19 protein-coding genes and 1 tRNA gene are annotated in these 21,185 nt (G+C 49.2%); 6 read left to right on the plus strand and 14 right to left on the minus strand.

Features of this window, described 5'->3' with window-relative positions; genetic code table 11:
• Positions 1-13: 13 nt before the first annotated feature.
• The 3 genes from flgC to HMPREF9194_RS07135 all read right to left on the minus strand — a co-directional run bounded on the left by flgC (position 14) and on the right by HMPREF9194_RS07135 (position 2,399).
• A complete protein-coding gene (gene flgC, locus HMPREF9194_RS07125) occupies positions 14-469 on the minus strand; it encodes a flagellar basal body rod protein FlgC (protein ID WP_016525702.1) in 456 nt (151 codons plus the stop codon).
• A 51-nt stretch (positions 470-520) separates the two neighbouring features.
• The gene (gene flgB, locus HMPREF9194_RS07130) at positions 521-934 is read right to left on the minus strand and encodes a flagellar basal body rod protein FlgB (protein WP_040846769.1); all 414 of its coding nucleotides are present in this window, start codon (positions 932-934) and stop codon (positions 521-523) included.
• 118 nt (positions 935-1,052) lie between these two features.
• Positions 1,053-2,399 carry an MATE family efflux transporter gene (locus HMPREF9194_RS07135; RefSeq protein ID WP_016525704.1) on the minus strand — a complete coding sequence of 449 codons (1,347 nt, stop codon included), beginning with the start codon at positions 2,397-2,399 and terminating at the stop codon, positions 1,053-1,055.
• A 299-nt stretch (positions 2,400-2,698) separates the two neighbouring features.
• On the opposite strand from HMPREF9194_RS07135, the gene HMPREF9194_RS07145 reads away from it, so the two are divergent.
• From HMPREF9194_RS07145 to efp, 3 genes are all read left to right on the plus strand, one after another.
• Positions 2,699-3,349 carry a redox-sensing transcriptional repressor Rex gene (locus HMPREF9194_RS07145; RefSeq protein WP_016525705.1) on the plus strand — a complete coding sequence of 217 codons (651 nt, stop codon included), beginning with the start codon at positions 2,699-2,701 and terminating at the stop codon, positions 3,347-3,349.
• 4 nt (positions 3,350-3,353) lie between these two features.
• Positions 3,354-4,373, plus strand: coding sequence for a class I SAM-dependent methyltransferase (locus tag HMPREF9194_RS07150; RefSeq protein WP_016525706.1), 1,020 nt, complete (start codon positions 3,354-3,356; stop codon positions 4,371-4,373).
• A 124-nt stretch (positions 4,374-4,497) separates the two neighbouring features.
• Complete coding sequence (efp, locus tag HMPREF9194_RS07155; RefSeq protein ID WP_016525707.1) at positions 4,498-5,061, plus strand: elongation factor P; 564 nt, start codon at positions 4,498-4,500, stop codon at positions 5,059-5,061.
• Between the two features lie 67 nt (positions 5,062-5,128).
• Here the strand turns inward: efp and HMPREF9194_RS07160 are convergent.
• Positions 5,129-5,202: transfer RNA gene (locus HMPREF9194_RS07160), tRNA-Val, on the minus strand.
• A 139-nt stretch (positions 5,203-5,341) separates the two neighbouring features.
• On the opposite strand from HMPREF9194_RS07160, the gene HMPREF9194_RS07165 reads away from it, so the two are divergent.
• Positions 5,342-5,983 carry a hypothetical protein gene (locus HMPREF9194_RS07165; RefSeq protein WP_016525708.1) on the plus strand — a complete coding sequence of 214 codons (642 nt, stop codon included), beginning with the start codon at positions 5,342-5,344 and terminating at the stop codon, positions 5,981-5,983.
• Between the two features lie 41 nt (positions 5,984-6,024).
• Here HMPREF9194_RS07165 and HMPREF9194_RS07170 read toward each other — a convergent pair whose 3' ends face one another.
• Genes HMPREF9194_RS07170 through HMPREF9194_RS07185 form a run of 4 tightly spaced genes read right to left on the minus strand, consistent with a single transcriptional unit; the run spans position 6,025 to position 10,986 of the window.
• Positions 6,025-6,459: a response regulator gene (locus tag HMPREF9194_RS07170; RefSeq protein ID WP_016525709.1), complete on the minus strand. Its 435-nt coding sequence runs from the start codon at positions 6,457-6,459 to the stop codon at positions 6,025-6,027.
• A 21-nt stretch (positions 6,460-6,480) separates the two neighbouring features.
• Entirely contained in the window at positions 6,481-6,945 is a 465-nt protein-coding gene (locus tag HMPREF9194_RS07175; RefSeq protein WP_016525710.1) for a chemotaxis protein CheX, read from the minus strand.
• Positions 6,946-6,960: 15 nt separating this feature from the next.
• On the minus strand, positions 6,961-8,460 hold the full coding sequence (locus HMPREF9194_RS07180; protein WP_016525711.1) for a CheR family methyltransferase: 1,500 nt from the start codon (positions 8,458-8,460) through the stop codon (positions 6,961-6,963).
• A 36-nt stretch (positions 8,461-8,496) separates the two neighbouring features.
• On the minus strand, positions 8,497-10,986 hold the full coding sequence (locus HMPREF9194_RS07185) for a chemotaxis protein CheA (protein ID WP_016525712.1): 2,490 nt from the start codon (positions 10,984-10,986) through the stop codon (positions 8,497-8,499).
• A 164-nt stretch (positions 10,987-11,150) separates the two neighbouring features.
• Between HMPREF9194_RS07185 and HMPREF9194_RS07190 the strand changes: the two genes are divergently transcribed.
• Positions 11,151-12,344, plus strand: a complete 1,194-nt coding sequence (locus HMPREF9194_RS07190; RefSeq protein ID WP_040846255.1) for a hypothetical protein — start codon at positions 11,151-11,153, stop codon at positions 12,342-12,344.
• A 43-nt stretch (positions 12,345-12,387) separates the two neighbouring features.
• Here HMPREF9194_RS07190 and HMPREF9194_RS07195 read toward each other — a convergent pair whose 3' ends face one another.
• The 3 genes from HMPREF9194_RS07195 to ilvD are packed head-to-tail and all read right to left on the minus strand — an operon-like array spanning position 12,388 to position 17,029.
• The gene (locus HMPREF9194_RS07195) at positions 12,388-13,611 is read right to left on the minus strand and encodes an LL-diaminopimelate aminotransferase (RefSeq protein ID WP_016525714.1); all 1,224 of its coding nucleotides are present in this window, start codon (positions 13,609-13,611) and stop codon (positions 12,388-12,390) included.
• Positions 13,611-15,341: a biosynthetic-type acetolactate synthase large subunit gene (gene ilvB, locus HMPREF9194_RS07200; RefSeq protein ID WP_016525715.1), complete on the minus strand. Its 1,731-nt coding sequence runs from the start codon at positions 15,339-15,341 to the stop codon at positions 13,611-13,613. Before ilvB ends, HMPREF9194_RS07195 begins: the two co-directional genes overlap by 1 nt.
• Complete coding sequence (ilvD, locus tag HMPREF9194_RS07205; RefSeq protein ID WP_016525716.1) at positions 15,338-17,029, minus strand: dihydroxy-acid dehydratase; 1,692 nt, start codon at positions 17,027-17,029, stop codon at positions 15,338-15,340. Before ilvD ends, ilvB begins: the two co-directional genes overlap by 4 nt.
• A gap of 239 nt (positions 17,030-17,268) precedes the next feature.
• Between ilvD and ilvC the strand changes: the two genes are divergently transcribed.
• The gene (ilvC, locus tag HMPREF9194_RS07210) at positions 17,269-18,756 is read left to right on the plus strand and encodes a ketol-acid reductoisomerase (protein ID WP_016525717.1); all 1,488 of its coding nucleotides are present in this window, start codon (positions 17,269-17,271) and stop codon (positions 18,754-18,756) included.
• 47 nt (positions 18,757-18,803) lie between these two features.
• Here the strand turns inward: ilvC and HMPREF9194_RS07215 are convergent, their stop codons facing one another.
• Genes HMPREF9194_RS07215 through tpiA form a run of 3 tightly spaced genes read right to left on the minus strand, consistent with a single transcriptional unit; the run spans position 18,804 to position 21,143 of the window.
• The gene (locus tag HMPREF9194_RS07215) at positions 18,804-19,445 is read right to left on the minus strand and encodes a hypothetical protein (RefSeq protein WP_016525718.1); all 642 of its coding nucleotides are present in this window, start codon (positions 19,443-19,445) and stop codon (positions 18,804-18,806) included.
• A gap of 27 nt (positions 19,446-19,472) precedes the next feature.
• Positions 19,473-20,393 (minus strand): hypothetical protein, encoded by a 921-nt coding sequence (locus HMPREF9194_RS07220; RefSeq protein WP_016525719.1) that lies wholly within the window; start codon positions 20,391-20,393, stop codon positions 19,473-19,475.
• Positions 20,394-21,143 (minus strand): triose-phosphate isomerase, encoded by a 750-nt coding sequence (gene tpiA / locus HMPREF9194_RS07225; protein ID WP_016525720.1) that lies wholly within the window; start codon positions 21,141-21,143, stop codon positions 20,394-20,396.
• Between the last annotated feature and the right edge of the window lie 42 nt (positions 21,144-21,185).

Raw genomic sequence — 21,185 nt, forward strand, 5'->3', positions numbered from 1 at the left:
ATTCTACCCCGTTTTACTGCCCTATTACAAGCGCTTGCTGGAACATCTCTTTTGCGCCCTGAATAACCGTCGTATTGGCTTCGTATGCGCGCGACGCCGAAATAAGGTCGACCATTTCGTTTACGATGTTCACGTTCGGATATTCGACATAGCCGGCGTTCGGTCCCGTTTTTATCGCGTCGGGGTGATCGGGCATGTACACCAAGGGGCCTTCGCTGTCGTCTTTTTTTATTTCCATAACGCGCACGCCCTTTCCCATGCCCTTATCCAAGTCTTCGGGAACAAAGGGGCTGCGGAACGTCGGCTTTTTTTGCGCCGAAGCCAAAATAACGCGCGACCTTTTAAAGGGCCCGCCCGACTGCGTTCTCGTCGTCGATGCGTTTGCAATATTGTCAGATATGACATCGGTTCTGAGCCTTTGAGCGCTCAAACCGGTTGCCGCAATGTTTATACTTGAAAAAAGTCCCATAATTCTACCTCTCTGCTTTAAGCCGATTTTCCGGCTGTTTTATGCCGCCGTTTACTTTAAGATAACCTTTGCCTGCGAAAATTGAAAATTCTCCAATTGGCTCAGCAATTGGTAATTCATCTGAATTTTCAAAATATTCATAGCTTCCTGTTCGGCGTCTACATTATTGCCGTTTGCCTTTACCGTACTCAAATAATCGGTTACGCGGCGGGGCTCAACCGTGCGGTAATCTATAAACGTATCGTTATGTATGTGACGGGGATCGGTTGTAATTAAACGCACCTGATCGGCAGCCGTCGTTTCGGATTCGAAAGCTCTTTTAAGCGCGCTTTCGAAATTGACTTCCGTGCGTTTAAAATTCGGCACTTCGGCGTTTGCAAGATTATCCGCCGATACTTGATAGCGCATCGAGTTTACGTCGAGCGCACGGTGAAGAATATCGACCGTGCGCGAAAAACCGTTCATCATAAGCTCCCCTCCGTTGATTCGCTTATTTGGGCGAAAACCGTTCAAAAACAGAAGTTTTCGCTCGGTTCCGTCCTTTTAAATTTCGGAATTTTTCCGGCGGGAGTTTAGAACAAAATCAATGTGCTTTTGCGGATAAATCTTTCGCAAAAATGCGCGCGGTTATAATAATCGATATGATAACCAAAAGACCGTCTACAAAAAGGCCCGCGGCCCACACGCCCCTGACGCCTAAAAAGTGGGGTAAAATGAGCACGGCCGGCACAAAGAGCACCAGCTGCCGCGATATTGCCAAAAAACCGGCGGGTTTCGCCTTGCCCAGCGCTTGGAACAGTGTAATGTTTAAAATCATAATCGGCATAAGGGGAAAAATCAAAAAAGCAAGGGTCGCATTTGTTTTTCCCGCGGCAACAAGAGCGGGATTGTCTTTAATGAACAGCGATAAAACGCTTTCGGGAGATGCCAAAAACACAATCCAAAAAACCGCCGCGAGCACAACGCCGAAACCGTAAAACAAAAAGGTTCCTTTTTTTACGCGCTCGAACAGTCCCGCGCCGAAATTGGTTCCCGCAAAAGGTTGAAAACCCTGACTCAGCCCCCACAGCGGAATAAACGCGAGCATCATGTAGCGGAAAAAGGCACCCATTAAAATCACTTGGTCTTCTCCGCCGTATTTTTTCAAAGTGGAATACATAACCGTTTGCTGTACAAGCGACAGTACTTGCATAAACATTGCCGACATGCCGACCGCAAAGGTTTCGCCGACCAAACTTTTTTCCAATTTAAAACTTTTGAATTTAATGTTTTTGCTGAAGCACAAAAAATAAAAAAAGGTTGCGAGCGCAAATACCGCCTGCGAAATAACCGTCGCGATCGCCGCCCCTTCTATTCCCTGTTTAAACACAATGATAAAAAGCGCATCCAAAACGATATTCAAAACGGCGCCGGAACCCATAATGGCCATCGCAAGCGCCATCTTTCCTTCGCCGCGCATAACCATATTCGCCGCTTGGCCGAAGTTGACGAAAATCGAACCCAAATACACAATCCGTAAATACTTAACGCCCAATTCGTGCATTTCGCCTTCCGCGCGCACCACATGCAAAAGCTGCGGCGCAAAAATATAACCCAGCACCGTAACGACCGACGACATAAGCAGCGTCAATACAAAAACGTTTCCCATAACCGAATCGATTGTTTTTTGGTCTTTTCTGCCGACGGCGCGCGACAACACCGAAGCCGAACCGATACCGACCAAAACGGCGATTCCGTTATTGATAAGCGTAAACGCATATGCAATGCTTATAGCGCCCAGCGCTTTATCACCCACATACCGTCCCACGAAAATCGCGTCGACAAAACTGTACAAACTTATAACGAGCATGCCGATAATTCCCGGAATGCCCAACTTCAGCATGAGCTTAAACATATTTCCCGAAGTAAGCTCTTCTCTCTCATCAGTCATTTCAACAACCTCCCGATAAACAGTTTCGGGAAAACTTCCGTTCCCGAAAAACCGGTATAAAAAATATTAAAATAGATGACGATGACGTCACCTATTTTAATATAAACCGATTTTATACGTAGTGTCAATACGGAAACGCCTCGTCGATTGAAAGATTGAATGAAAATCGATAAAAACAGAATGCTTTCGCGGCAGCCGATATTTAAATATTTTTGCAAATAAGAAAAGTTTTCTCTTCACAATTCTTTTTTTTTATTATATAATATTTGAACGATACTATTTTAAATACGGAGTTTATTTTGTTAAGACAAAAGATACCGGCGACGCCGTCAATCCGACGCCTGCCTTTTTACCTGCATATCATTAAGAACGTTCAAAGCGAAGGCTATGAATTCATTTCGGGCACGGTTATTGCACAGGAACTCGATTTGGAACCGATTCAAGTGCGCAAAGATTTGGCGATTACCGGCATTGTCGGAAAGCCGAAAAAAGGTTATCCCGTTGCCGCGCTCATCGCCGCAATAGAACATTTTTTGGGCTGGGACACAAAGAGAAACGCCGTTATAATCGGAGCGGGAAATTTGGCAACGGCTCTTACGGGCTATCAGGAATTTAAATTCCACGGTTTGAATTTCGTAGCGGCGTTCGACACCGACCGGCGCAAAGTCGGCAGCAGCATTCACGGAGTTCCGGTCTTTTCGCTCGACACGCTTAAAGAACAGGTACACGCTTTAAAAGCGACAATTGCAATCCTTACCGTTCCGTCCGCACACGCGCAGGAAACCGCCGATAAAATTGCCGAAACCGACATAAAAGCCATTTGGAATTTTACAAACGTAAAATTAAAAGCACCGAAAGGCATTGTCTGCCAGCGCGAAGATTTAACTTCCGGCTACGCCATGCTCAGCATCATGCTGAACAATCTGAAGCCGCACCGCGTAAAAAGGTAAGCGCGTGGACGAAAAAACAGCCGCCCAAATGCGGCTGTTGGAAAACCGGCTCGTTAAACGAAAAGCTCACTTAAAAAAATGGGCGCGCAGAAACGGCATTTTTTGTTACCGTCTCTACGACCGCGACATTCCCGAAATTCCGCTGTGCATCGACTTCTACGAAGACACGCAAAGCATACGGTATCTTGTGTTATATTTGTACGAGCGCCCGTACGAAAAACCGGCCGAAGAAGAAAAACTTTGGCTTGACGAAGCGGTGCGCACCTGTTGCGACGTTTTGCAAATTCCGTACAACAATGTTTTTACGAAAATCAGGCACCGGCAAAAAAACAGGCAAAATCAAGCCGCACAATACGAAAAACAAAACGAAAAAGATTTCTTTATTACGGTAAGCGAAAACGGCTTGCGCTTTTCGGTCAATCTTTCGGCCTATCTCGATACCGGCTTGTTTTTCGACCACCGCATATTGCGGGAAAAAGTGCGCGCCGGCGCCGAACACAAACGCGTTTTAAATCTTTTTTGCTATACGGGCGCTTTCAGCGTATATGCCGCGGCGGGAAACGCACGGCAAGTCGATTCGGTCGACCTGTCGGCGCCTTATTTAAACCGGGCGCAAAAAAATATGGCGCTGAACGGATTTGCCGATGAGGCGCGCTTTTCGTTTATCAGAAGCGACGCCCTGACGTTTTTAAAAAACGCTTCACTGTCCGCGCCGCAAAAAAAATGGGACATCATCGTTTTGGACCCGCCGACTTTTTCCAATTCGAAAAAAACCGGCACCGTGCTCGACATAAACCGGGACTGGCCGCTTTTATGCAGCCTGTGCCTGAACCGTTTGGAAAGGGGCGGCAAACTGTATTTTTCGACAAACAGCAAAACCCTGCACTTCGATGAAAACAAAATCCTGCAAGAAAGCGGCGCTTCCGGAATACCGAAAATCGGCGTTTCCGACATAAGCGCGCAAACGATCCCCGAAGACTTCCGCAACAAACGCATTCACCGCTGCTGGCTCATAGAAACGTGATGTAATGCGGCGCCTTGTCACGAAGGCGAGAATTCATTATACTGGGGCTTTCAGCAAGATCTCGGAAAAATCGCTCAAGACGAGTTTTTTAGAGATGTTCCCATATTTTTTTTGAGAGGATAATATGATTAGAGGCGGAGACATTGCCAAAGGTACGGTTCTTTTAATAAAAAACGCTCCCTTTTTAGTGGTGGAGCGCGAATTTGTAAATCCCGGTAAAGGAACGGCCTTTGCCCGCGTAAAGATGAAAAACTTAAAAGACGGTTCGGTACTGACCCAAACCATTAAAACGCCCGACCTTGTCGAAGACGCGACCGTCGAAACGGTAGACGGCCAGTATCAGTATTCGGACGGCGAAAGCCATGTTTTTATGAATACCGTAACGTTCGACAGCATCAACGTTCCCGAAAGTTTAAATGAAACTTTAAAGTATTATTTAAAAGAGGGCGAAGTGTATCCGATCGTGCTTTGGGATGACGAGCCGATCGACGTAAAGATTCCGCAAAAAATGGTGTTTACCGTTGCCGAAAGCGAAAACTACGTAAAAGGCGATACGGTGTCGGGAGCAACGAAACCGATTATAACCGAAACGGGATTGACCGTCCGCGTTCCGCTGTTTATAAAGCAGGACGAAAAGATTTTAGTCAATACCGAAACGAACGATTACGTCGAGCGTGTGAATAAATAAAGCTTTCCGGAAAATAAAAAACTTGTAGTCTAACTGCAACTTATGTGCTATACTGTAAACAACGGGATGGGCGATACTGGGATCGAACCAGTGACCCCTACCATGTCAAGGTAGTACTCTAACCAGCTGAGCTAATCGCCCCTATGCCGGTTACCATAACATATAGCGGTATTTTGGTCAAGCGGGTAATTTTCTGCGGGTAAAACGGATATCCTGCAGATTTTACCCTCTTAAACGCCGCTTTGGTCGACACGGCAAATTCGCCCGCGGCGGGGTGCACATGCATTTTCTTATATTAACCGGCAATGAGGAAACACAAAACCTTTTGCGATACGCGCTGAGCGGAGAGAATTGCACGTACAAAGCCGTGCGGAATCTAAGCGATTTATTTACCGAAATCCGATTGAGGATGCCCGCCGCCATTGTTTTGGACAAAGACTTTTTTTCGTTTGCACCGGGCGATTCGCAGGCAAGCATCGAAACCTATATACGCGCCATTCTTTTTTTCGATAAATTCGACTTTACGGTCTTTTTATACGACAAAGGTAACCTGCATAATCTGTGCCGCTCCGTCTTTCAGGGCATTTATTGCAATAGAGCCGTAAAAAGCGCCGCGCAGCGCCTGCTGTATACCGCGGCACAAAAGCTGGAACGTTTAAAGGAAATACCGAAAGATTTCCGCCCCGCCGAAAAAAAGCTGTACAGTCTTTTAAAGCATCGTGCGGAAGAGGATTTGTCGCTACGGGAAATGAGCTTTGCGCTGTGGGGTACACATACCGACGCACACATAAAAACGCTTTATTCATACATACACAGAATAAACCGCGTTTTGGGAAAAAACGGTTCCAGACCGGAATCGCTCAAAAAAACAAAAAAGGGATGTTACAAACTGACGCTCGAAAGCACGGAAGACGCCGATTAACCGCGATAAAGACCAATCGGCCTTCCGTTGCATCTTTCGATCTATTTTAAGGAAGCGGCAATGCGCTCGAGAACTTTTTTACGATCAAGGGGCTTTACGATATAGTTTTTTGCGCCCAACAGAAGGGATTTTTTTACCAATTCTTCTTTTCCGAGCGCGCTGATCATAACGACGCGGGCATTTTTATCGAAAGCCATAATCTGCTCGAGCGCCGTAATACCGTCCATTTTGGGCATGGTAATATCCATGGTTACGATATCTACGTTCGGGCACAATTCTTTATATTTATCGACGCCTTCCTGTCCGTCACCGGCCGTCGCGACAACTTCATATCCTTCACTGGTCAAAATCTGTCCGAGCTGTTTTGCAACGAACATCGAATCGTCCACGACTAACACACGAACCTTCGATCCGTCTTCTTTAACTCCCTCCGGCGGCCTTTCATTTATCGACGGAAAATCCTGCTTTGTTTTCATCTGTTTTCTCCTCTGATTTCCTTATGCTTTTTCGCGGATAGCAACGTTGACTTCGATTTTTCCCTGCTCGGTAATCATGGGAACGATTAAGGCTTCAACTTCCTGATTGGCGATTTCCATCTTTTCACCGGTAAAAAGCGCCGGCGGGGTTAAGTCGAATTTAAAACCCAAATCGTGCAGTTTTGTTACCGCTTGCGCCGTTATCAGGTTAGCCAATTCCGTAATGGTCGCTTTTGCCAATTCGTCAAAGGCAGTCAGCTCTTCCATGTTCATACGGGAAGCTATTTTCATAGCCGTTTCCATCGTCATATCGAAAAGAACACGGCCTTCAACATCTCCGGCAAGTCCGACAAGAGCAACCACGCCCATAACCGGCATAGACGTCGATTTAAGATACAAATCGCCGCGCTTGACTTCGCCGTTTAACACCTCTTTTAAAACACTGTACGCAGTTTCGACAAAAGGATTGATGTATTCTACACGCAAATTGTCCTCCTAAAACTATTGCTTTGTATATGTTATTATCGAATTTTTCATAACCTCAAACCAGTTATTGCGGTCGGCAAGAATTTCGTTATCGCCGAGAATAGCAAAACCGCTGCCGCGTATTTTTTCGTAAAAATCTTCGAGTACGTTCGCCTTGCTTGCCGGCGGCACAAAGGACAAAAAGTCGCGCGCAAACACGATATCCACTTGTGCAATAGGATTTGCGTGCGTACAATCGTGATACTCGAACAAAACGATGTCTTTTATGTCGGACGAAAAAGTCCATTCGCCGGAAACCGTTTGCGTAAGATAGGAATCGCACCAGCTTGCCGCCTTCGTTTTTTGAACGGTCATAAGCGGTGCATTCGAAACGGCAAGCAAATCGGTGTCCTGCGCATAAATGCGGATTTTCGCATCGGGATAGCGCTTACGCAAAACACAGGCAAGCGAATAGGATTCATAGCCCGTGCCGCAGCCGGGGTTCCATACAAAAAGCTGCTTCGCACCGGTTTCAGGCAAAGCGGCGTACACCGCATCGGCGTATTCGTTTGTCCATAAAGCGCCGGAACAGCGCGAAAAAAACGGCTTTAAGAAAGCTGCCGCATCGTCTTTATTTAAAATCTGAAGGTTTGCGCCGGAGCGTTCCTTTTTCCATTCGGTATAGCGTTTGCGCGCCCACTGTTCGTTCACATCGGACACGTAAAATTTCTCGAACGACGCCAAGCTGTCGGCTATAAATGAAAATTCGGGCTCGCCGTTCGCACTTGCGCTGCCGGATATAGCCGCAGCCGCCGGCGCAGGACTTGCGGAAGAAGGCGCGGCTTTTGCTGCCGGCCCGGCAGCGGTTGCACTAGCTGAAGTTTGAGCGCGCAACGCATTTGCGGCAAGGGCTTCTTCCAAAGAAACGGGAGCGGGTCTTTGCGCTTTATTCGTTTGTGCCGCCGAAGACGTCGATTGCGGCGGAAGCTGTGCGTGCGATACATCCTGCACTTCGTATTTTTCCGCGCCCTTAACGCCGAAAATACGGTCGACATCGAGCAAAATATACAAGCGGTCTCCGGTTTCGACAACGCCGTAAATATACTTAATGTTTATGTCGCCGAACAAAGGATGCGGCGGCTGTATCGACGAACTTTGAATGCCGATAACACGGTCTATGCCGTCAACGACAACGCCGTATTTTTGCTCGCCGAAGCTGATAATGATAATGCTTTCCTGCTCTTCTCCCGTGCGTTCGGGAACGGGAATGTTAAAAAACAGGCGCAAATCTATAATGGGAATTATTTCGCCGCGCAGATTGTATACGCCGATAACAAACGGCGCGCTGTTCGGCACATAGGTAAAGCGCCCCGCTTTTGCAATTTCTTTTATTTTGAGAATGTCGATGGCATAATCTTTTCCCGCGAGAGAAAACGTAACCATCTTAAAATCTATATTGACAATCTGTTCTTTTTTATCTGCTTCCGCGCCTTCCGCCGTTTGTGTTTCAAGTACGTTATCCAGCACCTTTTCCATGTACAACCCCACTATGCAATAGTTACAGCCGGCCGTTTAAATCGCCTGTTTTTCGCGCGCGCTTAATTCCTGCTTGACGCCCAAATTCAAAAGCTGAGCAACATCGATAATAAGCGAAACGGAACCGTCGCCCAAAATCGAAGCGCCGGCAATGCCCGGTGAATTGGCGAACTGATCTTTCAGCGGCTTTATAACGATATCTTCTTCTCCTATAAGAGAATCGACCATAATGCCTAATTTTTTATCGGCAGTTCCGACGATAACGATAAAGGCCGTATCCGATTCCTGCGAATTGCGTATGCCGAACAGCCGTCCGAGCCGCAGTACACTGATAACTTCGTTGCGCACGTTCAGCACTTCGTAATTATCGATGCGGTTGATTTCGGACATCTTTATGCGCTGACTTTCGATGACCGACGCGATGGGGATAGAGTACACTTCGTTTCCGACGCGCACCAAAAGTCCCTGAATGATTGCCAAGGTAAGCGGCAGTTTAATCGTAAAGGTACTGCCCTTGCCCGCTTCGGACGTTACGATAACGGTGCCGTTCAGTTTTTCGATTTGCGTTTTAACCACGTCAAGTCCGACGCCGCGGCCGGAAACATTGCTGATGGTTTTCGACGTCGAAAACCCCGCGTCGAAAATAAACTGAAAGGCTTCCTGATCCGTAATGATTTTATCGGGGTGAATAAGCCCGCGCTCTATGGCTTTATCGTGCACGGCTTTTACGTCGATTCCTTTTCCGTCGTCGGATATTTCGATGACGATCATATTGCCTTCGTTGCGGGCTTTAAGCAAAACGGTTCCCGTTTCGTTTTTACCCGCGGCAAGCCGTACGTCGGGCGGCTCGATGCCGTGATCGAGCGAATTGCGCACACAGTGCATAATCGGATCGAGCAAATCTTCGACAACCGATTTATCCAATTCGGTGTCCTCTCCTTCGATAACCAAATCGACTTTTTTATTCAAGTCGCGCGAAAGGTCGCGCACAACGCGCGGAAAGCGGGAGAAAATCTGGCTTATGGGCACCATGCGAATTTTCATAACACCTTCCTGCAATTCGCCGGCGATACGGCCGAGGTTTTGCGTATATGAACGGAATTTCCCCGCAAAGTTTTTAAATTCGGAATCGAAGCCGTCGAACAGCGTGTATAAAGAACCGAAATCCTGCGTCAGCAACGTTTTGATATCCTTCATATTTTTGCCGTTCTGGATATTTTCGAAATAATTCGGAATTTGCTCGAACAGCGAGCGGAGCCGTTCTTTATAAGCGCCTTCGATACCCTGCAGTTCGGCCTGCAGTTCGTTTACCTGCACGGCGGTTTGGTTAAAAGCCGCCTTTGCAATAACGGTTTCGCTGACGAGGTTCAAAAGGTAATCGATGCGCTTGGAGTCGACGCGCAAAATACTGCCCGAAGAGGCGGCATGGTTTGCAGCCGGCTGAGGGCTTTTTTTAGGCGCGGCTTTTCCCGCATCGGGTTGTGCGGCTGACGAGCCGGAAGCGGCGGCCGGAGCGGCACTCCGGGGAGCCGGCTGAACGGAAGGGGCGGACGCCGTTTCCGCTTTTTCAGGCGCCGGCTGAACGGGAGCCGATTGCGCCGCACTCGATACCGTCTTTGCAGACGATGAGCCTTTTGCCGGAGCGGCACTGCCGGCAGCACCTTCACCTATATTCTGTGCGTCCACAGCAAGGACGACGTCGGGTAAAAAAGCCGCGTCTTCTATTTCATCGCCGGTCAGCGCCGTCGAAATATAATAGACAACTTGAGGATGGAACGTATCTTCATATAACTCTTCGAATTCGGGAATCGTTTTGAGCACGGAACCCTTTTCTTTAAGGGCCGTAAACACCTGTATGCCGCCGACCGAATTCATGGGATTGGCTTCGTCGAACACGACCGTTACGCCCCACAGCTTTTGTCCCGCGGTGCACAGCTGCTTTAATTCAAGCACATCGTATTCGGACAAATAAGAAGCGGGAGACGGAAGACTTTCCGGCACACCGCCTGCCGAGGCAGGGACGTTCGGGGCGCTTGCAACGGAATCGCCCGAAAGTGCGGGTCCGAACGCCAGTTTTGCGGCTTCTTTTGCAGCCGCCTTCGAAGCGCCCTTATCTTTTTTTAAGCCGGTGGATGCGGTAAACGAGTGAAGCTTTGTTTTTAAAGGTTCGACGTCTTCTTCATATACGGAACCGTTTTGACGGGCTTCGAGCATTGCCTTGATAACATCGATGGAAGATAAAAGCACGTCGACTACATCTTCGGTAACGGGAATCGCGTCCGAACGCAGTTCGTCAAGCACGTCTTCAACCGCATGGGTGAACGTGGACAATTCGGTCATTTCAACCGTCGCCGAACCGCCTTTTAATGTATGAGCGGCACGAAAAATCTCGTCGATGGCTTCATGATTTGCAGGATCATTCTCAATAACCAGAATGTTGCTTTCAAGATTTTCAACCTGCTGTTCGGCTTCGCTGAAAAAATCCTTTAACAGTTCCTCGTTATTAATATCAAGATAATCACTCATATTGATATATTCTAGTCATATATGCGGATAAGTCAAGGGGAAAATCCCGCATCGGCGGATTTTTATTTTTATTTTTTTTGGAGATTTTAGGTTCAGTTTGAGCGGAATTCTGCCGATATATAGGAGGGGATACCGCATTGCCGGCGCCGTCAGGAGAATCGATTATGAATGTATTAAAATCCGCAAAACGTTTCGGTTTTATTATTTTTTCCGTTTTTGCATTTGCGCCGATTTTTTCGGCGGACATTTTTTCCGACACGGCAAGCGGCGGCGCGATCGACTTTTTGCCTTCCGCAGCTTCGGGCAACCCCGAAGTTCAGTTTCGCGGATTTTACCGCACGCAGGTACAAATCGGCGAACGTTTTTTGGCGAACACGGCGTTTTCGCTCAAAACCGGTAACGTTTTCGGCGACATAAAGCTGCGCGACATTCCTTCGCTTTTCAATATAGACGAACTGTCGCTTATGTACCGCTTCAAAATAGAAAAAACGGCATCGCAATTCGCCCTTTTTGCCGGAGAATACGAAACGGGCGGAAGCGACACGTTTACGCAGCGCTATTTGGGAACAAAAGCCTTTGCTTCGTATTTATTGGAAAAAGAAATAGGATTTAAAACGCCGGCGATTATTCCCGTCGGCGGCGCGGGCGGCTCTTTTACGGTAAAATATGCCGTGCCGGCTGCGAACGCTTTGTATGTATACTACAACGAACAATTCGGGAAAAACCGCCTGAACACGGACATCCGCATCGCGGGCGTCTCCAATGCGCTGATAGCCGATTTTATGTTCGGAACGAGCCTTCCGTTTGAAAATAAGGATGCAAACGGCAACAATGTTATTCTGCTTATACGCCGCGCCGATTTTCATGCCGGAATTTCGCTGCTGATCGGCGGCAATCCCTTCGTAAACCTTTTTATGCAGGCAGGCGTTACACGCATACAAACCAACCCCGATCCGGGCGACAGCGTTTTTTCGCTTTCGGACTTATACGCGTTTTTCGAACCGCGCTTTTCGACGCGCGCGGCGGTGTTTTCGCTCAGCGCCTTTCATTTGCCGCTCAGCGTATACGAAAATATTCCGTATATAGATTATCCGTTGGGCGCGGCTTTTATGATAAAGTCGATTCCGATCGGCTTTAAGTCGGCGCAGGGCGTATTCGGCTGTATTTTTGCCGCTTCAACCGTCAATCCGCTGGTGTCGGCATTCAGTATGCAAAAACTTTCGGCGCAGGTTGTGCCTTTTGCCGAATTTACCGCACCGCAAGGTGTATTTAAAGTAAAAGTTCCCGTAAAACCGCTTGCATATGCCGATTGGAAAAAGATGTTTTCGATTACGGCGTCGTACAAGGTGCAGTTTTAAGCACAATGCGAGCCGGCGAGTTTAAAATTAAGTTTTTTTACGCTTAAAATGCTTGTAAGCGCGAACAGGCTTCGAGTACGTTTTCGCGCGACCCGAAAGCGCTGAAGCGAATAAAGCTTTCGCCCGCAGGCCCGAAGCCGGCCCCGGGTGTCGTAACGATTCGGCAGCGGTTTAAAATATCGTCGAACACGTCCCAACTTTTTTTGCCGGGAAATTGCACCCATAAATACGGCGCGTTATCGGCGCCGAATATGCGCACGCCCAAGGCGCGAAAATTATCGCCTTCCAAAGCTTTTTTTATAAGACGCGCGTTTTCAAGATAAAAATCGGTAAGGCCGCGCATTTCCCGCAAACCGGTTTCGTCGAGGGCGGCAAAGCCGCCGCGTTGGGCTATATTCGAGGCGCCGTTAAAGATTGTCGTCATGATGCGGTTCCAATCGTTTATAACCGGCGTTCCGTCGCCGAACGCAAGCGTGTGCGGCACAACCGACCAGCCGAGGCGCACGCCCGTAAAACCGGCCGGTTTTGAAAACGAATTGATTTCTATCGCGCAAAAACGCGCGCCGTCTATTTCGTAAATCGATTTGGGCAGCTCTTCGCTTCGTATATACGAAGCGTATGCGGCATCGTAAACGATAATGCAGCCGTTTTCGCGCGCAAAACCGACCAGTTTTGCAAGCTGCTCTTTTGTACAAGCGGCTCCGGTCGGATTGTTCGGCGAACAAAAGTAAATGACGCTGTCGCGCGCAACACGGGACAAATCGGGGGAAAAACCGTTTTCGGCCGTGCAGGGCATGTAGGTAATGCCCTCATAGCCGCTCCCGTCCGCTTTTTGACCTCCGGCGGCGCCCGCAATCACCGAACCGTCTACATACACCGGATAGGCGGGATCCTGCACGGCAACGCGCACATCCGGCCCGAAAAGCAACTGGATACGTCCGATGTCGCATTTGGCTCCGTCGGAAATAAAAATTTCGGATTCTTCGGCCGTATTCGGGTATAAAACATCGGCAATGCGCTTTCTGAGTTCTTTCATGCCCTGCTCGTCCCCGTAGCCGGAATAGCCTTCCCTCGTAGACAAAGCTTTCGCATAATCGGCCATCGCTTCGCTGATGTGGGGCGTCAAAGGTTCGGTTGTGTTTCCGATTCCCAAACTGATAACGCGCGATCCGGGATGAGACGCTTCAAAGGCTTTACGACGCTGTGCGATTTCGGGGAATAAATATCCCGCGCTTAAATGTGCAAATGCCTTATTCCGTGAAACCATTATACCTCCAGCATCGTGTCGTCTATTGATTTTCCCGCAGGAACCATCGGAAGCACCAATTCGTCAATATCGATATAAGAGTCGATTAAAAAGGGTTCGCTGTTTTCCGCACGGGATGCGCATTCAAGCGCCGTGTCGAAGGCCGAAGCGAATTCGGCTTCCGTGCGGGCAGCGGCGGCTTTAATTCCGTATGCCGCGGCAAGTTTTACAAAGTCGGGACCCCGGTCGAGCGTCGTATTCGAATAGCGCCCGCCGTAGAATAATTTTTGCCATTGACGGACCATTCCCAGCGTACCGTTGTTGACAACGATAATGATAATCGGCAGCTTGTAATGTTCGATAGTCGCAAGTTCGTTGCAGTTCATTCTGAACGAACCGTCGCCGGCAATATGCACGACGATTTTATCGGGATTTCCCAATTGGGCGCCGATTGCGGCCCCCGTTCCGTAGCCCATCGTGCCCAAGCCGCCGGAAGTTAAAAAAGAGCGCGGCACCGAAAAAGGATAAAACAACGAAGTCCACATTTGGTGCTGGCCTACTTCGGTCGTAATAATCGCTTTATCGCCGATTTTGTCGTGCATGTATTCGAACGCGAATTTCGGATGAAGTTTCGTTTTTTTCGCGTACATGGAGGGAACATGGTTTTTCCACCCCTTCACTTGAACATTCCATTCCGATTCTTCTTTTTTATGTACAAGCGGAATAATACGCGTTAAAATATCTTTTACGTTGCCCACAAGGGCGCAGTCGGCCCGAACATTTTTGTTTATTTCGGCGCTGTCGATATCGACATGCAAAACGGCGCTGTGCGGCGCAAAGGTTGCCGGATTGGAAATAACGCGGTCGGAAAAGCGCATACCCAGCGCAATGATAAGGTCGGAGCGGCTTATCGCGGCGTTTGAAGCCTTGGTTCCGTGCATGCCGACCATCCCCGTACACAGCGGATGCTTGGACGGAAATGACGTTATGCCCATGAGGGTTTGGCAGACCGGAATCGATGCTTTTTCGGCCAAAGCGCGCAGTTCGTCCCATGCACGGGCGCTCAAGATGCCGCCTCCGGCGCAGATAACCGGACGCTGCGCTTCGTTTATCATGCGCGCGGCTTTTTCAACATTATCGTCGCTTACAGGAAGCGGCTGCAGCGCGCGCTTAAGTGCGCCGGCTTTATGGATGCATGCGTTTATATCTGCCGACGTTTTTTTATCCATTGGTTCGTAATCGGTCAGCGCAACCGTTACGTCGCGGGGAATATCGATTAAAACCGGACCGTTCCGTCCGGAGGCGGCAAGCACAAAGGCTTCGCGCACGGCGGCGGCAACTTGATCGACGCTGCGGACAATATAGCTGTGTTTTGTAATCGGCATCGTAATGCCGGTTATATCGACTTCCTGAAAACTGTCTTTGCCGATCAGGTTCGTTGCGACGTTGCACGTTATCGCAACCAGAGGAACCGAATCCATGTAAGCGGTCGCGATACCCGTAACCAAATTGGTGGCGCCCGGCCCGCTGGTCGCAATAACGACGCCGGTTTTTCCGGTCGAACGGCTGTAGCCGTCCGCGGCGTGAGCGGCCGACTGTTCGTGCGACGTTAAAATGTGGCGGATACGATGGGCGTTTTTATACAGTTCATCGTAAATATACAGGGCCGCTCCGCCCGGATACCCGAAAACGGTATCGACGCCCTGCTCGGCCAAACATTCAATAACGATTTGCGCTCCGCTTAATTTCATTGCAGCACGGCTCCTTCATCCGCTCCCGAAACGGATTGTGCATAACGCCGTAAACAGCCGGATACCTTCGGTTCGGGAGCCTTCCATTCAGAGCGGCGTTTTTCGAGTTCTTCGTCGCTTACTTCAAGCTTTATTGCATAATTCGGTATATCGAATGAAATTTTGTCGCCGTTTTTTACCAAGCCGATGGGCCCGCCGCTTGCCGCTTCGGGAGAACAGTGACCGAAAGAAGCGCCGCGCGTGGCGCCGGAAAAACGTCCGTCGGTAATGAGCGCGACGTATTTATCCAAGCCCTGCCCCGCAAGAGCGGCGGTAACGGCAAGCATTTCGCGCATGCCCGGCCCGCCCTTAGGTCCTTCGTAGCGGATAACGACGACGTCGCCTTTTTGAATTTTTCGTTCCTGAACGGCCTTATAGCACTCTTCTTCGGAATCGAAAACCTTCGCCGTTCCCGTGTACTTCATAAGCTCGCGTGCGCATGCCGAACGCTTTACGACCGTTCCCTTAGGCGCAAGGTTGCCGAAAAGAACGGCAATGCCGCCTTCTTCGGAATAGGGATTTTCTATAGGGCGGATAACCCGAGGATTGCGGTTTACCGCGCCGGCGATATTTTCCGCAATCGTTTTTCCCGTTACGGTTATTAAAGAAGTATCGATAAGTTTCTTTTTATTCAATTCGGCTAAAACGGCGCCGATGCCGCCGGCGTCGTCCAAGTCGCTTATAAAACTGTGCCCGGCCGGCGCAAGACGGCACAAATTAGGCGTGCGTTCCGATATTTCATTGATGCTTTTTAAGTCGATGCGCACTCCGGCTTCGCGGGCAACGGCGGGCAAATGCAAAACGGTGTTGGAACTGCAGCCCAGCGCCATATCGGCGACGAGGGCGTTGCGGAAAGCGTTTTCGGTTAAGATTTTGCGCGCATTGATGTTTTTAAAAAACATATCCATAACCGCCATGCCGGCATGTTTTGCCAAAGCGATGCGTCTTCCGCTGACGGCCGGAATCGTACCGTTTCCCGGAAGCGCCAAACCCAAAACTTCGGTAACGCAGTTCATGCTGTTTGCCGTAAACATGCCCGAACACGAACCGCAGCCGGGACAAGCGCTTTGTTCAACTTCGCGCAGCTGAGCGTCGTCTATCGTTCCCGATGCGGCAGCCCCTACGGCTTCAAAAACATCGGACAGGCTCAAACCTTTTCCCGCATAGGGATTCGCACCGCATTGATCGGCCGAGCCGGAAATTTTTCCGGGAAGCATCGCGCCGCCCGAACAAAAAACCGTCGGTAAATCAAGCCTGCCTGCGGCCATGAGCATGCCCGGCACAACCTTATCGCAGTTGGGAATCATAACGAGCGCGTCGAATTGATGGGCGCGCGCAACGCATTCGACCGAATCGGCTATGATTTCGCGCGTAACCAGCGAATAGCGCATTCCTTCATGCCCCATCGCGATGCCGTCGCATACGCCGATAACGGGAAATTCAATGGGAGTACCGCCGGCCATGCGCACGCCCGCTTTTACCGCTTCGGCGATTTTATCCAAATATATGTGCCCGGGAATAATTTCGTTTTTTGCGCAGCATACGCCGACAAGCGGCCTGTTCAATTCTTCTTCGGTATATCCCATCGCCCAAAAGAGCGAGCGGTGAGGAGCGCGGTCGCGTCCCTTCGTTACATTATCGCTTTTCATTAAAAAACTCCCGTATTATCATCCGTTATAAGAGGCTATTTTTCGTATTCTAGTGATTAGCGGGCGCAGGGTCAAGATAAAAGGCATAAAAATTTTAATATTACTGAAATTATTACAGTATTTATGTAAAAACAGCCGTTTTCCCCTTTACCATAAAATGCATTTTCGCTATCATACGCATATGCATTTTAACCGAGCTTTCCCGCTTTGATGCGGAAACTTTTTATGAGGAGTCTGTTATGGAAAAAAAGAATTATTTTAATGCGCTTCCGTGGCGGGAAGCTTTGCTGCAATTGGGACACTGCCGTTTTATGGAACGAAGCGAGTTCGAAAAGGGTGCGGACGTTTTACAAAATAAAAAAATCGTTATTGTCGGCTGCGGCGCTCAGGGACTGAACCAAGGACTTAACCTGCGCGACAGCGGCTTGAACATAAGCTATGCGCTGCGCAAAGAAGCCATTGCCGAAAAGCGGGCAAGTTGGAAAAACGCAACGGACAACGGCTTTACGGTCGGAACCTACGAAGAACTGATTCCCGATGCGGATGTCGTCGGCAACTTAACGCCGGACAAACAGCATTCGTCCGTGCTCGCCAAAGTTCTTCCCCTTATGAAAAAGGGGTCGGTTTTGTGGTACAGTCACGGCTTCAATATTGTTGAAGAAGGCATGCGCATACGGCCCGACATTACCGTCGTTATGATGGCGCCCAAGGGCCCCGGTTCGGAACTGCGCACGGAATACGTCAGAGGCTTCGGCATTCCGACGCTCATCGCCGTGCACGCCGAAAACGATCCGGAACACAAGGGCTTGGAAAACGCAAAAGCCCTCGCCTTTGCAACCGGAGCAAGCCGCGCGGGCGTTTTGGAATCGTCGTTTATCGCCGAAGTAAAGTCGGATTTAATGGGCGAGCAAACCATTTTGTGCGGCGTGCTGCAATCGGGCAGCCTTTTGTGCTTCGATAAAATGGTAAAAGAAGGAATCGAACCCGGCTATGCGGCAAAATTAGTGCAGTACGGCTGGGAAACCCTTTCCGAAGCGATGAAGTGGGGCGGCGTTACCGGCATGATGAACCGGCTTTCGAATCCGGCAAAACTTAAAGCTCACGCGCTGAGCAAAGAATTAAAGACGATTATGTCCGATTTGTATAAAAAGCAAATGGACGATATTATAAGCGGCGTTTTCAGCGCAACGATGATGCAAGACTGGGCCGATAACGACGCCTATCTTTTAAAGTGGCGCGAAGAAACGGGAAAAACCGCATTCGAGCGCACGGATGCCTGCCAAACACCGATCCGCGAGCAGGAATATTTCGACAAAGGCATATTGATGGCGGCAATTCTTAAAGCCGGCGTCGAGCTTGCCTTTGAAACGATGACCGATGCGGGCATAAAGGCCGAAAGCGCTTACTACGAGAGCCTGCACGAAGTTCCGCTTATCGCGAACCTTATCAGCCGCAAAAAGCTGTACGAAATGAATAAGGTGATTTCGGACACGGCCGAATACGGCTGCTATCTGTTCGACAACAGGTGCCGTCCGCTGCTTGCCGATTTTATGTCGCGCCAAAAACTCGACGTTATCGGCAAAGGGCTCGACCTCGTCGATACCGAAGTGGACAATGCGGAATTGACGGCGGTCAATGCGGAAATTCAGGAACATCCGGTTGAAATAGTCGGCAAAAAACTCCGCGCCTATATGACGTCGATGAAAGCCCTGGCGAAAAGAGGGTAAATTTCAACATTTGCTTAAATAATTCGCAAAACCCGTCAGTCGATCGCCTATAAGGATTTTTTCCATACGGTAAAGTCGTTTTGCCGTTCAAAGCCGAGCCTTTCAAGATAGGGAATATGCCTTTTGTCGGGAACGTTCGATAAAAGGCAGGTATACCCCTGCTCTTTCCAAAAGCTTACGTCTTTTACAAAAAAATGCCGGCCGACGGCAAAGTCGCGGTATTTGGGAACGACAAAGTCTATAAGAATTTCGGCGGCGCTTTCCGGCACGGAAGAATCGGCTTGCGGCGGCAAAACAACCGACGAATAAGCCAAAAGACCGGCTATGTCGTCGTTTCTGAAAAACAGCGCAATCTTTTCGCTTTTTACAAATGAAGCTTCACCGAACAGCGCGTCAAGTTCTTTTTTGTTTGTACGGTAAAAGCGCCGGACGATTTCGTTGTCTTTTTGCACGGTCATAATTTCAAAATTATCTTTTACGCGCGTCATGCGGATAAAATAGAAGACATCGATGACGACAATTCCCATGTTTAAAAAAGCCGTCGGGAGCGAATCGGTCGCGAGCGCAAAAACGACAAAAAGCAAGCTGCCGGCCGCGTTCAAAACGCGCAGTTTTGCCAGCGACTTCATCATAAGCGAAATAAAAACAATCAGCGAGGCGGCATAGCCTAAAATCTGAATAGCGTTCATGCTTTCCTTCACTCCTGCCGGCTCGGATCAATCAACGTCGCAGATAACCTGCTCGGGCGGTTCATCGAGCAATTCGGGATTCTTTAAGTATTTGCGCAATTCGTGAAAGGCCGATGCGTAATAAAAGCCGTCGCAAATGCGCTCGTCGGTCGTAACGGCCAAATCGAGGTGGCGTATGCGGTGCAAGGTTCCGTCGCGGTCGAATTCCGTCGATTTGCGCATCGTGCTGAACGTAATAAAAACGGGAGCGTTGCCGAAATCATACAGATGGTGAAAAACGGGCTGAATGCCCAGCGAGCCCATAGACGAAAAGACCGCCGAACAATGGAACGGACTTACGCGGCGCAAGGGTTCGGGCAGCCAGTTGTGAAAGTCGAGCCAGTTAAAAAACGCAATCGCGGCTTTTAATTGGAAGCGCGGCATATAACCGAGCAGACGCGCAACCTTATCGAACGCACTTTCTTTCTCTTCTTTTTTAGTTTGGTATTCTTCGATTTTTTTATTCATTTGAAGAAAGACGTCGGTTACCGTTGCACGATGATCGAAAAAGAATTTCATCATCGTTTCTTCGGCTTCCAAATTCATCGCCTTTTTAATCGCCATAACAATTTCGATATTGTGGCGCGCATAGAGCCGAAGCCCGCTTAAAAAGCGGTTTATGCCCGGCCGCTGAGAAATCGTGCGCACATAGGCGGCGATAAGAACATGCATCGCGCCGAAACCGGCAAGGCCTTCTTCCCTTTTTTTATGCACAAAGCGTTCCATGGCGGCAAGATTTACGCTGTCTTGAAACAGGTTTTGCGAGCCGACCCTGCTCGACATAATAAACGGCGCGACGATCGCCATAGGGTCTATAGACCGTATGCGCCGGCCTTCGGCTCGATCTCCGAAGCGGCGCTTTGCGGGAAGATACGTCGTGCTGTCCGTTTTTACAATTTGATTTTGCATTTAATATGTTTTGCAGATAGGCTCGAACGTTTCAACTTTAAGGGACGCACCGCCGATAAGGCCGCCGTCGACATCCGGTTTTGCCAAAAGCCCTGCAGCGTTTTCCGCTTTCATTGAACCGCCGTATTGAATAATGATTTCATCGGCGGCTGCTTTGCCGTACATATCGGCGATAATGTTGCGCACATACAAGTGGATTGCTTCGGCATCGTCGGCGGTTGCGGTTTTTCCCGTACCGATCGCCCATACCGGCTCGTACGCAATCGTAACCTTTTTAAGCTCGTCCGCGCTTACGCCGGCAAGCCCCTTGCGCGTTTGTTCTTCGCACACCTTTTCGGCTTTGCCTGCCTGACGCTCTTCGAGTAATTCGCCGATGCACAAAATCACTTCCAAACCGTGCTTTAAAGCGAGTTTGACTTTTTTATTGATCATTTCATCGTCTTCTTTATAGATATGACGGCGTTCGGAGTGCCCCAAAATAACGGCCTGCACGCCCAAGTCTTTCAGCATCAATACGGAAACTTCTCCGGTATGAGCGCCCGATTCTTCGGTAGACATGTTTTGCGCACCGAGTAAAATATTTGTACCTTTTACAACCTGAGCGACGGCGTCAAGGTTCGTAAACGACGGTGCTATCATATATTTGTTTTTTCCGTCTTTAAGCGCCTTTACCAAGCCTTCGGCAAGGGCTACCGCTTCCGGTTTGGTTTTGTTCATCTTCCAGTTTCCGGCGATATAGTATTTTCTCATAACGATTCTCCTTAGGCCGCCGGCCGTTCGGACGCACGCGGC

Source organism: Treponema maltophilum ATCC 51939 (genome assembly GCF_000413055.1).
Classification (GTDB): domain Bacteria; phylum Spirochaetota; class Spirochaetia; order Treponematales; family Treponemataceae; genus Treponema_C; species Treponema_C maltophilum.